Origin of the sequence: Roseburia faecis, assembly GCF_001406815.1 — a bacterium.
Classification (GTDB): domain Bacteria; phylum Bacillota; class Clostridia; order Lachnospirales; family Lachnospiraceae; genus Roseburia; species Roseburia faecis.
The window spans coordinates 34,922-50,887 of record NZ_CVRR01000093.1 but is presented as its reverse complement, the minus strand read 5'-3'; the positions used below and the strand labels follow the sequence as shown (position 1 = coordinate 50,887).

The window sequence follows — 15,966 nt, the reverse complement described above, 5'->3', positions numbered from 1 at the left end:
AGGAAGAAAGATGTAAGCCATAAACTTATGTCTTTCTTTTTTTGTACCCGTTCAGAGCCAAGCAAAATTTCATAAATCGGTTGTGAAATGCTTGCATTTCTAAGACTGATTTTGAAATTTTATTTGGCGGATACGCCACATGAGCAAAAATTGCAGTAGGCAATTTTGCGAATAGGCTCTGAACTAATTGAGATTTAAGGAGGAAAGAGCACATGAAACAGAAACTAAAGCGTTTTATGGCAGGATTTATGGCTATGCTCACACTGGTTGGAACACTCTTTACGAATGGTACAACAGCATTTGCAGCCAGTCCGCAGGCAAATATTGCGTTCTGGAATGCGTCAGTCAAAAATTCCGGAGAAGTAAGTGAGCTGAAGCCCGGATATAATCATGGCAAGATTCTGTATTCAATTCTTGACGGAAATTCTGCATATTGTATGAATTTCGGATTAAGAGCAGATGGCGGTCAGCTTATGAACAGCTACGATGATGCGAGCACATCAATGTCAGAACAGCAGAGAAAGCTTTTAAGTTACTGCCTTTATTATGGGTTTAACAGTACACAAAAGGCGGCTCCAAGCAACAGCCAGTGCGATGAGTATATCGCAACTCAGGCAATGGTATGGGTAATTGTAGCAGATATCTTTGGAACTGGAAGTGGTGATTCGGCAGCGAGAAAGCTCTGCAACACAGCACCAAGTCCTGATTCTTCATACAGCTATTATGAGAGACTCAGGGACAATATCAGCAGCTCCTACAATGCAACACTTCCAAGTTTTGCATCACGCAGAACCAGTGAGGCACCAACTTATGAATTAAAGTGGAATGAGGGAAGTCAGAGATTTGAAACAACATTATCTGACAGCAATGGTGTCTTATCAGACTTTGATTTTGGCATCAGTGGATATTCTGTTGATAAGAATGGCAACAGTATTACAATCTCTTCAACGAGCGTGAATACTACAGCTACAACAGGAACATTCGCATCCAATGCTGGCAAGGTAGAGACAACATCAAGCTGTGTATTCTGGCTTACCGGAAAGAGCGGATATCAGGAGTTTATTTCTGAAAGACCGACAGCAGATCCTGTCAAAGCCTATATCAAGGTCAAGACAGAGAACATCGGATATGGTGAGCTTACAAAGACAGATGAGTCAAGCGGAGTGAAGCTTTCCGGTGCAGTCTATGGAATCTATTCTGACAGCGGATGCACTAACAGAGTACAGACCATGACAACAGATGGAAATGGATATGCAAAGTCAGCTGCACTTGTTGCAGGCACTTATTATGTGAAAGAGATTACAGCCCCAAAGGGATATGTCCTTTCAGGTAAGGTTCATACACTTACTGTAAAAGCGGGACAGACAACGGGAATCTCTGCAACAGATAAAGAGCAGCTTGGAGCAATCACAATCTACAAAGAGGGTGAGGTGCTTAGCTCATGGAATGGAAGCAATTTCACTTATGAGAAAAAGAAGCTTTCCGGAGCAACCTTTAAGGTAACTGCAGGAGCAGATATCTACAAGGCAGATGGTACAAAGGTGTATAGTGCTGGCGATGTTGTGGCAGAAAGCCTTACCACAGGAAATGACGGACAGGTGGTATTATCTGACCTTCATCTTGGAACTTATGTGGTAACAGAGATTAAGAGCATTGACGGATATACCATCAATACAACTCCACAGACTGTAATGATTGAGTACAAGGACCAGACTGTAACAGTACAGTATGAGTCTACTACTGTCGAGAATACCAGACAGAAAGCGGATGTATCTGTAGTAAAGAAAGATTCTGATACAGAAAATCCTCTTGATGGCGGTAAGTACACACTTTATGCCGGAAACGACATCAAGAACTATGCCGGACAGGTGATTGTGACAAAGGGTACAGCCCTTGAGACAGTAACCACAGGTGAGGATGGAAGTGCAAGCTACAGCGTGGATCTGCCTATTTCAAACGGATATTATATCTCAGAGACACAGGCACCATATGCGTATATTAGAAACAGTAAAGATGTTTACAGCTTCAATTTCAATGTATTACCTGAAACACAGGCAAAGGCATCATTCAGCCACACATTTGTAAATGACAGAACTACAGCAAAGATTCATATCTACAAGGTAGACAAGGAATCAGGCAAGGCAGTTGCCCAGGGAGATGCAAGCCTTGAAGGTGCAGTTTATGGTCTTTATGCAAGAAACGATATCGTGCATCCGGACGGAGCAACAGGTGTTGTATTTAAAGCAGGGGACTTAGTTGCAACTCTTACAACAGATAAGAATGGCGAGGCAGAGGTCAATAACCTTTACCTTGGAAACTATTATGTGAAAGAAATCATTCCATCAGAGGGGTATCTCTTAGACGAAGAGGAGCACGATGTAGTATGTGACTATGAGGGAGACCTTGTAGCAGAGGTATCAAGAAGCACAACCTCAGCAGAGCAGGTTATCAAGCAGCCATTCCAGCTTATCAAGGTATCTGACAATGGCGATGATACTGAAGCAGGACTGCTTGCAGGTGCAGAGTTCACAGCATACTTAAAATCTTCTTTATCCGTAAAGGCAGATGGAAGTTATGACTTTGATAAGGCTACTCCTGTGGTAATCGGGGAAAACGGAGCAACAACAATCACATCCGATGATAAGGGACATGCAGTTTCCATTGCAATTCCTTATGGAACTTATGTGGTAGTTGAATCAAAGACTCCGCATAACATGAAGACAATCAAGCCATTTGAGGTAAAGATAAAGGAGAATCATCCAACAGAGCCTCAGACATGGAGAGTTTTCTTGGACAGAGAGTTTACAGCAAAGCTTCGTGTAATCAAGAAGGATTCCGATACAAAGCAGACAGTACTTGTACCAAACGCAGAGTTTAAGATCTTTAATATTGATAAGAACGAATATGTAACCCAGTACACAACTTATCCGTCAAAGGTAGAGCATACTTCATTCTTTACTGATGAGGACGGAGATTTAATCTTACCGGAAGCACTTAAAATCGGTAACTACCGCATTGAGGAAGTGTCTGCACCATTTGGATATGTTGTAAATGATAAGTATGTCAACATTTCTGTTGATACTGACACAGCATTTGAGACAGATGGTGATACAAATGATGCAATCATTACCGTGGAATATTCCGATGCCCCTGCAGTCGGAGAGCTGACTGTAGAAAAGAAGGGCGAGGTACTTGACGGATTCAGGGGTGGACTTCTTGCAAGCTCATATGAGAAAGAGTTTGTTTATAAGGAAGGCTCACTTGCCGGAGCAAAATTCAAAGTATATGCTGCCGAGGATATTTACACAGCAGACAACCAGAAGGATGCAGCCGGAAACCGCATTAAGTATTACAGCAAGGGAGACCTTGTGACAACTCTTACAACTGGCAAGGATGGAAAGGCAACAGCTAAGAATCTTCCTCTTGGACAGTACAGAGTTGTGGAAGTGGAAGCTCCATACGGATATGTATTAAATCCGAATGAGCAGAAAGTGACATTCACATATGTGGATGATAAGACACCTGTTATCAAGGAAAGCCTTACTTTCTCAGATGACAGACAGAAGCTTGATATGTCAGTGACTAAGCTTGATGCAGAAGATAATACACCGATTGCAGGTGCAGTATTTGGTCTTTATGCAGACGAGGATATCAAGAATGTTGACGGAAAGGTCATCATCGAAAAGGGTACACTTCTTGAGAAAGCAACATCTGATGAGAATGGAAAGATAGCTTTTGTTAAGGATTATCCATTTGCAAAATATGTTGCAAGGGAGCTTGTAAAGCCTGCCGGATATGTGACAAATGAGGAAGCAGTAAACTTTGATACAAAATATCAGGGACAGGATGTGAAGACTGCCGTATATAACAGCGAGTATAAAAACACTCCTACAACCTTTGAGTTTACAAAGACAGATATCACAAGCGGTGCAGAGCTTACAGGTGCAACACTTACTGTACTTGATAAGGATGGAAATGTGGTAGACACATGGACATCTGACGCTAAGGAAGCACATGTAATTAAGAAGCTTGTAGTTGGCGAGACTTACACACTTCGTGAGGAGTTTGCTCCATACGGATACCTGAAAGCAACCGATATTCAGTTTACAGTAGAGGATACAGGCGATGTGCAGCATGTCGAGATGAAGGACGAGGTTCCGACAGGTTCTATCGTAATCAACAAGGATGGTGAGTTTGTAACAGATACCACTCTTATGAAGGGACACTGGTATGATTTCATTTTCAATTACTTCAAGGATAGTCTCGCAGGAGTAACCTTTGATGTATATGCAAAAGAGGATATTGTGAGTGCAGACGGACTTGGAACTGTATACCACAAAGCTGGTGACAAGGTAGCAACCATTGTTACGAACGATAAGGGCATTGCAAGAATTGATGACCTTCCACTTGGCAAGTATTATCTTGTAGAGACAAAGACATTAGATGGATTTGTGCTGGATGATACACCGATTGATGCAGATCTTTCTTATATCGACCAGAATACAAAGGTTGTATTTGCGGGAATGGATGTAACCAATGAGAGACAGAAGGTGCAGATTACTGTCACAAAGACTGATTCAGAGACGAAGAATGCTCTTGAAGGTGCAGTATTCGGCTTATTTGCGAAAGAGGATATCGTAAATAAAGATGGAAAAGTCATTGTCAAAGCAGATACACAGATTGAGAGAGGTGTTACTGGAAAGGATGGCAAAGTAACATTTACCTCTGACCTTCCACTTGGACAGTATTATGTCAAAGAGATTGAGGCACCAAAGGGCTATGTGAAGTCTGATAAGATTTTTGATGTGGATGCTTCATATCAGGGAGATAAGGTAAAGGTTATCGAGTTTAAGGCAGCATTTGAAAATGCACCGATCAAGGTAGAAATTTCAAAGACTGATATCACAGGCAAGAAAGAATTACCTGGAGCAAAGCTTTCGGTTATTGATGCTGATGGAAAGCTTGTTGAGAGCTGGACATCAGAGGCAGGAAAGACTCATATGATTGAGAGACTTCCTGTCGGAAAGTACACACTCAGAGAGGAATCTGCACCATATGGATATAAGGTGGCAAGTGATGTAACCTTTGAAGTAAAGGAGACAGCAGAAATCCAGAAGGTATCCATGAAAGATGAACAGGCAGTCGGTAAGATTGTCATTGAGAAAACTGACAAAGTAACCGGAAAGCCGATCGAGGGTGTTGTATTTGAAGTAAGGGATAAGGACGGAAAGGTGCTTGATACACTCACTACTGACAAGAATGGTCATGCAGAGAGCAAGGAGCTTCCTATCTGTACTTACAATGAGGATGGTTCATTTAAGGAAGATATCCATTATACAGTAGTTGAGACAAAAGCAGCTGACGGATATATCCTTGATGAAACAGCTCACGATGTAACTCTTCGATATGATGACAATGCACCGGAAGTTGTTGTAACAACACTTAAGCTTGTCAATGTACCGACAGAGCCTAAGCTTCCACAGACAGGCGACAATGCAAATCCGCTTCTTTATCTTGGAATCGGTGCACTTGCACTTATTACTGGTGTCGGAGTAGGACTTCGTGGAAGAAAGAAAAAGAATAAACAGTAACAATTAACCTTGCGGGGAATGTAAGCCAGTGACTTATGTTCCCTGCTTTTTTAGATTAAGGAGGAACCGTAATATGATGAATTACGAGATTTTTAAGGAAGTAGTAAAAGAAAAGTTTATGGATTATATGCCTGAGAAGTTCAAAGGAGTGGAACTTGTGGCAGAGCCAGTGGAAAAGGTGAATGTGACTCTTGATGGCATCATCTTAAGAGAAGAAGGCAGGAACATTTCGCCTACGATTTATATCAATGACATGTATAAGAAGTATCAGGACTGTGGTGATCTTGAGGAAACACTTATGGCTGCATGTGACTTCATGGAAAGGGCATATGAGCAGGCTCCGGATGTTGATGTGGACAGCATTATGAGGGATGCTAACGAGAAGATTGTATTCCAGCTCATCAATACAGAGCAGAATAAGACATTTTTGGAGCAGGTGCCGCACAGAGAGTTCCAGGATCTTTCTATTGTGTATAAGGTAATAATCAGTGCAGATAAGGATGCGGTGCAGAGTTCAAAAATTACAAATGAATTTGCAAAAAGACTTGGAATGAGTGAGGAACAGCTCTTTAAGTGTGCAGCGGAAAACACAAGAAGACTCTTCCCACCTGTAGTACGAAGCATGAATGACATTATGAGAGAAATGTTCGCAAGGGATGGGATGCCACAGGAGATTGCAGATATGATGATAGCCGAGATTCCACCGGAGCAGACGATGTGGGTGATTTCCAATGAAAAGGGTATCAATGGTGCAGCATCCATGCTTTATGAGAATGAGCTTCATGAGCTGGCAGAGAGTTTAGAGAGTGACCTTTATATTCTCCCTTCGAGTGTGCATGAGGTTATTGCAGTATCTTCAGATATGGGAAGCCCTGAGATGCTTGCACAGATGGTAGTCGAGGTAAACATGCAGGAGGTGTCTTTGGACGAGAGACTTTCCAATCAGGTATATCACTATGATAAGGATTTAAGAAAACTCACCCTTGCAACTGATACACCAAACAAGAGACTTGATGGTATCGTTGCAGAACCTCCCCTTGTATATGATGAGAAGGAAAAGTCCAGATAGGAGGCAGTTATGCAGGAACTTACAATGGAAGAACTCATTGCTCTCATAAACAGCCAGAAAGGTGACTTTGTTATCCGTGTCGAGTTTGGAGAGGAGGCGGTGTCTGATGCCAAAGAAGAATGACTTCAAGCTTGATGTGGTTTCGGTAAGACTTGTAAAGGATGCTCCGATTTATTCGGAGCACACCTTTAACAATCCGGCGGATATAGCTGCTGTCATGGGAGACTGTATGTGCCAGTTTGACAGGGAAGTAGTGTGTGTGGTCAATCTAAGGTCAGATTTAAAACCTATCAATGTGCATTTTGCAAGTGTGGGTTCTTTAAATGAGGCAATGGCACATCCGAGAGAGCTGTTTAAATCAAGTATCCTAAGCAATGCGGCAAGCATGATGTTAATCCATTGTCATCCATCCGGGAATGTATTCCCAAGCAAGGCAGACACGATGATGACAGACCGCATGAACAAGCTGTGTGAACTGATGGGAATACCGCTCATTGACCATATCATAGTCGGTGGAGACAATCGTGAATTTTTCAGTTTCAGGGAAAAAGGCATGATTGATAATCCTAAGATTACACTAAGCACAGATTACCGGACACTTGATATCAAGTCACCGCTTGTAGCAGAGCAGGGAAAGGCAAGGTGAAAGCATGGATGGAAGATTTACGGATGAAGAGCTTGCCATAGCAAAGAGTGTTGACCTGTGTGCAGTAGCAGAAAGCCTTGGGTATACAGTAAAGAGGATTGGCAAATACCACACTTTAAAGGAGATGGATTCCATCCGTATCTATAACAGAAGCCATTGGTACAGATGGTCAAGGCAGTTTGACAAAGGCAACAATGGCGGCTCACAGATAGATTTCTTACGGGTATTTTGTGGAATGAGTGTAAAAGAGGCTGTGTTCTGGCTTTTAGATTTCGCAGGATACAGAAGAATTGAGAAGCCTGTAAAGCAGCCTCTTGTTCATCAGGTATCGCAGAAGCAGGCAGAGGAGAGAAAGCCATTTGTCCTACCGGAACTGGCAGGAGATAATTCCTATCTTATTTCATATCTGAATCAGGAGAGAGGAATCAGCAGGACTGTCATAGATCTGTTTTTAAAAGATGGACTGATTTATGAGAGCAGGCATTACCACAATGTTGTTTTCAAAGGAAATGATAAAAATGGAGTGACAAGATTTGCAAGTATGCGGGGAGTGTTTGATAAGCAGGGCAAGCCATTCAAGTGTGATGTCACAGGAAATGATAAAAACTATGGATTTAATGTGGTAAATGTTAACAGTACAGAGCTTGTAGTATTTGAGGCTGCAATCGACCTTATGAGTTATGTCGATATCTTCGCAGATTATGAATCGAATAAGCTGGCACTTGGGATGCTTGCAGATGCACCACTTGAGACTTTTCTTCGGGAACATCCGCAGATTACTTCCATCCGGTTCTGCCTTGATGGAGATGAGCCGGGGAGAAAAGCAGCAGCTGAACTTATGAGAAAGTATTATGAGCTTGGATATGAGGTAGAAGACTGTCCGCCACCTGCCGGATATAAGGATTACAACGAGTGGCTTGTAGCGGCAAAGCTTAATCTGAACAGGATGAATAAGCGAGCAGATGAACCAGTCAGGGCATGAGAAAACGGATTTTGATGTGTGGGGGCAGAAAGCGCCCCCAAAACAGCAAAGTGGGGGCAGAAAGCGCCCCCAAAATGTCAAAGTGGGGGCAAAAAGTGCCCCCACAATTTGGACACGACAAAATCCGGACGAAAGCAAAAATAAAAGTGGGGGCAGAAAGCGCCCCCAAAATAACAAAATGGGGGCAGAAAGCGCCCCCAAAGTAGCAAAGTGGGGGCAAAAAGCGCCCCCACTTTCATAAACAGAGGGTTTTAGGGAGATTTTCTCCCTAACTAGATGGCATTAGGACAGAGATGTCTCTAATGCGTATCTAGCCGTAAACCTAAGAGATTCAGACAGGCGTGTGGGTGGAAGAGATATACAAAACACGGATAAGGGAGGTGCAGGAAAGCAATGGATAAAGAACTTACAATAATCGCAGAACCAGAGGAACTTATTGCCTGGGCAGACACATTTGATATCTTACTAAACCCTTCGATAGAAGATGCTGCAATTCTGCTTAACTATATGGAAGGACATGATTATGCCATTGGCATAGATTCAGATGGGAAGATGTACAGGCAGGATGTAGCTGAGGAGAATGGTGAAATTGAACCATACCCGATAGATGATGTTATAGATATTGTCTGTGAATGGAACTATGAACTGATACTTGATGCGGAAGCACACAGGAGTGATCCAAAGGATTTTAACGACTATAACGAGTATCAGAGCAAGTATGAAAGTCTGAAAGCAGATGAAAAGAGACTGGACAGATTGTTTGATAAAACCAGTTATGGTAAGGAACTTATAGAAGTTGCCACAGAGCTTGCAGACAGGGTTATTGCCCAGCTGGGTAATAAAGAACTGGAAAAAGTTGCTGTAACAGTAGCAGAAGGAGTAAGAGAATACAGTACGGGTAAGAGAGGAAGGTGATTCTATGGCGGATAAAGTTCATTGTATAAGGAAAACACTAAGACTTATGCCACAGGAAGCGAAGGTACTTTCTGATAAGGCAAAGGCAAATGGAATGAATGAAGCCGAATATATCAGGCTTCTAATCAGTCAGAAACCAAATGATTATCCGGAAGTAAGGAAACTTCTTAAAGAGCTTATCAATGAGATAAACCGAATCGGCATTAACATCAATCAGATTGTATTTAACAGCAATGCACAGCTGTATTCCAAGAAAGATAAGGAACGGCTTGTGACATATATGAAAAAGCTGAATCAGTCTGTCAGCGAGGCGGTGGTAAAGATTGGCAATCAGTAAGATACTTCACATGAAGGACAGCGGGAATTCTTTTCATGCAAGGCATTTGAAACGGGCACTGGATTATGTGATGAATCCTGAGAAAACTCAGAGAGGAAGACTTGTGGGAGCTGTTAACTGTCAGGCAGATATGGCTTTTGAACAGATGATGGATACAAAGAAGCAGTTTGGAAAAACAGACAAGCGACAGGGGTATCACATCATTCTTTCCTTCAAAGAGGATGAGGTGGAACCGGACAGGGCTTTTGAGATAACACAGAAGTTTGTAGCAGAATATCTTGGCGATGCCTATGAAGCGGTATTTGTGGTTCATGATAATACAGACCATGTTCATTCACACATTGTATTTAACAGTGTAAGCTTTGTGGATGGGAAAAAGTATCGCTACGAGAAAGGTGACTGGGCAAAGTATATCCAGCCGATTACCAATAAGCTGTGTCAGGAGTATGGTCTTTCCATTATAGATGTGGAGGATGGCAGCAAAGAGAAACAGCACGAGAATTATAAGGATTGGAGCGAATATCGTGAAGGCAGCTTTGTGTGGGCAGATATGATAAAAAGAGATTTGGATGCCTGCATTTTACAGGCAAATGATTTCAGAGGATTTCTGGAACTGCTGTCGGAAAAAGGATATGAGGTCAAGCAGGGAAAGTATCTGGCAGTCAGACCACAGGGGATGACAAGATTCAGAAGATGTAAGACTCTTGGCGAGAATTATTCACAGGAAGCTATTGTGGAGCGTATTGCTAAGGAAGATTTATCTTTTTACCAGTCACAGAATGAGGAAAAACAGGCAGCGATAGTAAAGTGCTATGTCAAAAGATACCGCAGGGCGAAGATGTCAGGCTTGCAGAAAAGATATTATGCAAAGCTTTACCGGATTGGAAAGCTGAAAAAGAAGCCATACAGTCAGGTATGGAAGTATAGGGATGATATCCGAAAGATGCATAAGCTGCAGGAGCAGTATCTATTTCTGGTAAGGCATAAGATTGAGAGTGCGGAAGAACTTGTTTCGGTACTTGATAATCTGACGGATAAGAAGAAAGAAGCATCAAAGGAAAAGAGTAAGACCTATAAGGCTAAGGAAAGATTCAAAGATATTTTTGACAAGGCTGAACAGATCCGGGAGCTTAATGATGCGGAATCGTGTTATCAGAGTGGGGATACCTTCTTTGAAGATGAGCACAATGCATGGGAAAGGCTTAACACTGAACTTTTAGCACAGGGATACAGTGTGGAAGAGGTCGAGAGTCTTAGAAAGAAATATGAGAGCAAGTATGCACAGGACTGTAAGGCAGAACGGGCGGTATCAAAGGAACTTAGCCTTGGAAGATCAATATGGAAGGAACTTACTGTATCAGCTTCGGCAGAAGAGAAGCAGTATGACAAAGAAACAATAAGAGACAGAAAAGAACAGCCGATACGTTAGGCTGTTTTTTTAGTGGTTAGGAGGCATATATGGAAGAAAAAAGAGAGCCATTAAGTGAAATGGCGATTGAGAGAAAGATACAGATTCTTCGTAATAAGCATATGGACAGTGAGGTTATTGCTCTTGTCAAAAGCGATTATGAATATGGACTGACTGATGATGAAATCGGTCTGTATCTTAACAAAAGTTATGACATTGAGCAGATGAAGGTGTTATCAAAATGTCTGCATAAGGGTGTATCAGAAGCGTTGTTAACGCTGCTGAAAGATAGCAGGATGGCAGCACCTAAGATGCAGACAGCATTGGATTACTATGAAAAAGGTGTGCCGATTGATGCAATCAGAGAGGTAGTCCAAAAAGATGATACAGCAGTAAACATGCGCAGGATGTTTGATGTGGTATTAGATAAGCTTAATAAAGCCAAAGAGCAGATGCCACAGGATTTAGAGTATGTGAAAAGTCTTGTAGCTCAGATGGATGAAGTGGTTGCAAAGATCAATCATCAGAATGAAAGGTATGATGCCCTGAATAAGAAGCTTTCTGAAATAGAAACTTCCAAAGATGACGAGGAAGTCAGGGAGCGTCTAGTCAAGGAGAACCAGGATAAGGATGCTCTTATCAACAGTCAGCAGAATGAACTGAATAAGGCAAGCAGTACGATTGCAAGACTCAGGGATGATATTGAGAAAAAGGATAAGGAGATGAAGCGTATGGGAGACAGAATAGAGTCATTGGAAGATAAGATCATAAGTGTTGCCACAGAGAATAAAAAAGAAGCAGAAAGTAAGGCAGAGCCGCAGGAAAGCCAGTCCGTATCACAGGCAGATAAAAAGATGGTTGATACAGTTGCAGTTCCTCAGAATATGCAGGCTGTGGCAAACGGGATTCCGGTCTATTATCAGATTCCGGTAGTTGATGGTACTGGAAATGTGGTGCAGAGACTTCCGATTGAGAGAAGTGTGAGAAAGAGCAGCAACAGCGGAGTGGTGAGCCTTTTTGCAAGACTGTCATTTAAGAAAAAGTCAAGGGCAGACATTGTAAAGCTGGTTGCATCGGGAGACCTTGTTCCGGCGCAGCTTGTGCAGATTAAGAGTGCAATAGAAAAGGGACTTACTGAGTCACAGCTTGTAGAGCTTATAAACAACAACATTTCAGCGGAAAAGATGAAGGAGATCATTGAGATTGCTGTGCTTGAAAACAGCATGGCAGATTAGGAGGAACTTATGAATTTAGCAGTAGTAAATGAAGCAGTAACAGAGATGAATGGTGTGGAGCATCAATTTACAGAGGAAGAGAAAAACTTTGTTGTCCAGTTCGCATTCAGAAGCGGCAGCAAGGAAGACACGATTTCTCTTATTGAAGCTTTGGCACATTCAGCGGATAAGGCTGAGTCGGACGAGATTATGGTCACATACAGGGCTAAATATGATATGAAGCCTGCATGGGTGGAACAGGTGGAAAACCTGCTTGTGGCACTTGAAATGTATCGTGTCGAGGAGGAGAAAGCAATCAATCATCTGGCAGATATTTTGACTGCTTATGGTATTGATGTATCAGCCGAGGAAATCCGTACTACAGAGACAGAAACGCTTAAAACAACAGTCAGAGAGAAAGTGGAGGTGCGATAATGGCAGAAGAGATTCAGGAAGCGGTGCAGATCATCCGTGTAGCTTATGATGGCATTGAGATTGCCATGAAGGTAGGAAGCGGCGGCATTGCTGCCATGCAGAAGGCAATAGATTTCTTAAAAGGGATGCTTGATTATGAAAAGTCACTTGGCAAGACATCCATGAGAAAGCTGATCTTAAAAGGTGGCGATTTACAGGTGTTACAGTTTAATACCGAAGATATGAAAAAGGTTGAAAAGATGGCAAAGAAGTATGGAATACTCTATTCAGTACTTCCGGACTGCAACAGGAAAGACGGACTGAGTGAGGTAATCTTTCATACAGAGGCAGTTCCACGTGTGAATATGATGATACAGAAACTCAAGTTTGGCAAGATTGCCACATTTGACGATTATCTGAAGAATGGAGATGAAAAATCCCTTGGCAAGCTGATGGATTTTTTGAAGAAACAGCAGGGAAACGAGAAAAGCCACACGATAGAAGGGGATAAGGTAAATTCTGCCATTGACGGACTGATCGAAAAGGTCGGAATGTTTGCAATGGAAAAGAAAGCTATCAGTGTGGATCAGGTCAAGGAGAATTTCAGTATCAATGGTGAGCAGGCTGAAAGTGTTATCAGACAGCTTGAGACAATCGGTGTGCTTGGCAGTAAGAATGAGGATGGCACCCATACAGTCATGATGGACAAGGATGCATTTATCAACCGTGTCAGAGGCTATCAGGACCTTGCTGAGAGAATGAGGGCGGTTGCGGCATCAAAGAATGCGAACCTGTCAGATGTGACTATCAGCAAGAAGCTGATTATAGAAGAGAATGACCATGCTGTTAAGACCAGAGTTCCCGGCACATGGGGAGAAGAGGCAAAATATGTATGGCTCCGTAAGGAAAACATCATGGAGATTCATGGTGGAAAGACAATGCTTACCTTCCTTGATTCAACCAAGGATTATAAGCTCTACGATGAGCAGAATCGTGTGGTGACAACTCAGAAAGGAACCGAGCTTTATACTCACTATGACAAGGTGGAGTCATCTGTCAGGGAGCGTTACGAGAAAGTACAGAAGCAGCAGAAAAAGACAGCACAGAAGAAAACTGTTACCACGAAGAAAGCGAGGTAGCAGCCCATGCAGACAACAAAGAAAAAGCCTTCACTGATATTCATTCTTGTGGGTGCAGTGTTAGCCGGGTATCTTGGTTATCTGATAAATGGTGCGTGGACGGAAGGGATTGCCTTTAATGAATTTATGGACAGATTCAATGAGGTATGTGCTGTTCCCTTTGCCAACTATTACAATTCCAATACAGTAAAAGCAGTAGCCATTGCATTAGGTATCTATGCGATGGCTATTGTCATGTATTATACCAGTCAGAGAAACTATATGCCCGGTAAGGAATTTGGTACGGCAAGATTTGAAAATCCGAAGCAGGTCAACAAGATACTTGCAGATAAGGATGAGAATTTCAACCGGATACTCAGCCAAAATGTGAAGATGTCGCTGGATTTTAGGAGACTCAAGCTCAATGGAAATATACTTATCTGTGGTGGTTCCGGAGCAGGAAAAACATTTTATGAAGTAAAGCCGAATCTTATGCAGATGCCGCATAACTGTTCCTTTATCTGTACCGATCCAAAGGGAGAAATCCTTAGAAGCTGCGGTCAGATGCTAAAGAATAACGGATATAATGTGAAAGTCATAAATCTGTTAGAGATGGATAAATCAGACTGTTACAATCCATTTTCCTATATCAGAGAGGAAACAGATGTGGTCAAGCTGATTACAAACCTTATCAGCAATACGACACCAAAGGGAGCGACACCAAGTGATCCGTTCTGGGAAAAGGCGGAAGGATTGTTCTTACAGGCTATCTTTTATTATGTGTGGCTGGAGGTACAGCCGGCAAAGAGAAACTTTGAGACAGTACTTAAACTTCTTGGAGAAGCAGAGGTTACAGAACAGGGAAAAGCATCAAAGCTGGATGTGCGTATGAAGTTTTTAGAGGAAAGTTCTCCGCTTGGAGCTAATCATCCGGCAGTAAAGCAGTACAACAAATGTATGAGAGGTGCAGGAGATACCGTCCGTTCCATTATCATCAGTGCCAACTCAAGACTTGCATTTCTTGAGAATAAGCAGGTTTTACGATTACTCTCCAAGGATGAACTGAATCTTTCTGATATCGGCATTGGAGTCAATGGAGATGGTGAGACAAAGACAGCACTGTTTTGTGTAATCCCTGATAGTGACAAATCTTATAACTTTATTATCGGTATGCTCTACACGCAGATATTTCAGGAATTGTACTATCAGGCGGACTTTAACTGCGGAGGCAGACTGCCAATCCATGTGACATTTATGTTAGATGAATTTGCGAATGTCGCATTGCCCGATGACTTCTGTTCGCTGTTATCGACAATGCGAAGCCGTGAGATTTCAAGTATTATCATCATTCAGAACTTTGCCCAGCTAAAGGCACTTTTTAAAGATACCTGGGAGACAATTCCCGGCAACTGCGATACTTTCATCTATCTTGGTGGAAATGAGCAGAGTACACACAAATACGTGTCAGAGCTGCTTGGAAAAGGTACGATTGATAAGAAGTCAAGTGGAGAGACAAAGGGCAGACAGGGAAGCTTTTCAAGAAACTATGATGTATTAGGAAGAGAACTGTTCACACCCGATGAAGTCAGAAAGCTGGATAACAAAAAGTGTATTATCTTTATCCGTGGTTTTGATCCTATCATGGACAATAAGTTCATACCATTCAATCATCCGATGTTTAACCAGACAGCAGATGGCAAGGGAGAGCCTTATGTTCATCAGATAAGGGGAGCAGATAATCTTATCGGTCCGCCATTTGAGATTCTTTCAGACAAGGCAGTTAAGTATTATGAAAAGCTGAAGGATAAGGGAGAGAATGTGTATATAGATTCTCTTACCTATGAGCAGTTTATGATGCTTGGCGATGCGGAATTAAGCAGAAGATTCTCCATGCAGGATGAAGCAGAGCAGAAAGCAAAGATTGACAGGGAACAGGCAAATGAGCTTGAGTATGTCGATGAATCGCAGAAGTCGGAAGCAACAGAAAGTGCCAATGCTTCTAGTGGAAGTGCTGGTGCTAAACCTGTAAGGAATCCTGAGAGGGAAAAGCCTAAATGGGAGGATACCATCACAAATCGAATGCTGCACTGGTCGTATACACCGGAGCAAAAGGAAGAAGTGAAGAAAGCACTTGCCGCAGGAGTTCCGAAAGCAACGATTCTTACTTACTTCTATCCTGAGGTTACTGTGGAGAAGATGAGTTCATATCGGAAGAAGCATTAAATGATATCGCATAGGCACAGGAAATGTGGTATACTGTGCCTATGTAAAA

Annotated in this window: 11 protein-coding genes; all 11 read left to right on the top strand. The window is 42.3% G+C overall.

What is annotated here, in order from left to right; all coding sequences use genetic code 11:
- The first annotated feature begins 212 nt into the window (after nucleotides 1-212).
- The 11 genes from M72_RS15810 (at nucleotide 213) to M72_RS15755 (ending at nucleotide 15,917) form a co-directional block, all read left to right on the top strand.
- Nucleotides 213-5,591, top strand: coding sequence for a SpaA isopeptide-forming pilin-related protein (locus M72_RS15810; protein ID WP_055068878.1), 5,379 nt, complete (start codon nucleotides 213-215; stop codon nucleotides 5,589-5,591).
- 73 nt (nucleotides 5,592-5,664) lie between these two features.
- Nucleotides 5,665-6,660, top strand: coding sequence for a DUF5688 family protein (locus tag M72_RS15805; RefSeq protein ID WP_055068877.1), 996 nt, complete (start codon nucleotides 5,665-5,667; stop codon nucleotides 6,658-6,660).
- 106 nt (nucleotides 6,661-6,766) lie between these two features.
- The gene (locus M72_RS15800) at nucleotides 6,767-7,306 is read left to right on the top strand and encodes a JAB domain-containing protein (protein WP_004611525.1); all 540 of its coding nucleotides are present in this window, start codon (nucleotides 6,767-6,769) and stop codon (nucleotides 7,304-7,306) included.
- Nucleotides 7,307-7,310: 4 nt separating this feature from the next.
- Nucleotides 7,311-8,288: a DUF3991 and TOPRIM domain-containing protein gene (locus tag M72_RS15795; protein WP_008117417.1), complete on the top strand. Its 978-nt coding sequence runs from the start codon at nucleotides 7,311-7,313 to the stop codon at nucleotides 8,286-8,288.
- Between the two features lie 393 nt (nucleotides 8,289-8,681).
- Nucleotides 8,682-9,203, top strand: coding sequence for a hypothetical protein (locus tag M72_RS15785; RefSeq protein WP_008120631.1), 522 nt, complete (start codon nucleotides 8,682-8,684; stop codon nucleotides 9,201-9,203).
- A gap of 4 nt (nucleotides 9,204-9,207) precedes the next feature.
- Nucleotides 9,208-9,540: a plasmid mobilization protein gene (locus M72_RS15780; protein ID WP_055068876.1), complete on the top strand. Its 333-nt coding sequence runs from the start codon at nucleotides 9,208-9,210 to the stop codon at nucleotides 9,538-9,540.
- On the top strand, nucleotides 9,527-10,969 hold the full coding sequence (locus M72_RS15775) for a relaxase/mobilization nuclease domain-containing protein (protein ID WP_330378296.1): 1,443 nt from the start codon (nucleotides 9,527-9,529) through the stop codon (nucleotides 10,967-10,969). Before M72_RS15780 ends, M72_RS15775 begins: the two co-directional genes overlap by 14 nt.
- A 29-nt stretch (nucleotides 10,970-10,998) precedes the next feature.
- The gene (locus M72_RS15770; protein ID WP_055068875.1) at nucleotides 10,999-12,183 is read left to right on the top strand and encodes a hypothetical protein; all 1,185 of its coding nucleotides are present in this window, start codon (nucleotides 10,999-11,001) and stop codon (nucleotides 12,181-12,183) included.
- 9 nt (nucleotides 12,184-12,192) lie between these two features.
- Nucleotides 12,193-12,597, top strand: a complete 405-nt coding sequence (locus M72_RS15765; protein WP_055068874.1) for a hypothetical protein — start codon at nucleotides 12,193-12,195, stop codon at nucleotides 12,595-12,597.
- Nucleotides 12,597-13,715, top strand: a complete 1,119-nt coding sequence (locus M72_RS15760) for a PcfB family protein (RefSeq protein ID WP_055068873.1) — start codon at nucleotides 12,597-12,599, stop codon at nucleotides 13,713-13,715. Before M72_RS15765 ends, M72_RS15760 begins: the two co-directional genes overlap by 1 nt.
- 6 nt (nucleotides 13,716-13,721) lie before the next feature.
- The gene (locus M72_RS15755) at nucleotides 13,722-15,917 is read left to right on the top strand and encodes a VirD4-like conjugal transfer protein, CD1115 family (protein ID WP_055068872.1); all 2,196 of its coding nucleotides are present in this window, start codon (nucleotides 13,722-13,724) and stop codon (nucleotides 15,915-15,917) included.
- The last annotated feature ends 49 nt before the right edge of the window (nucleotides 15,918-15,966 follow it).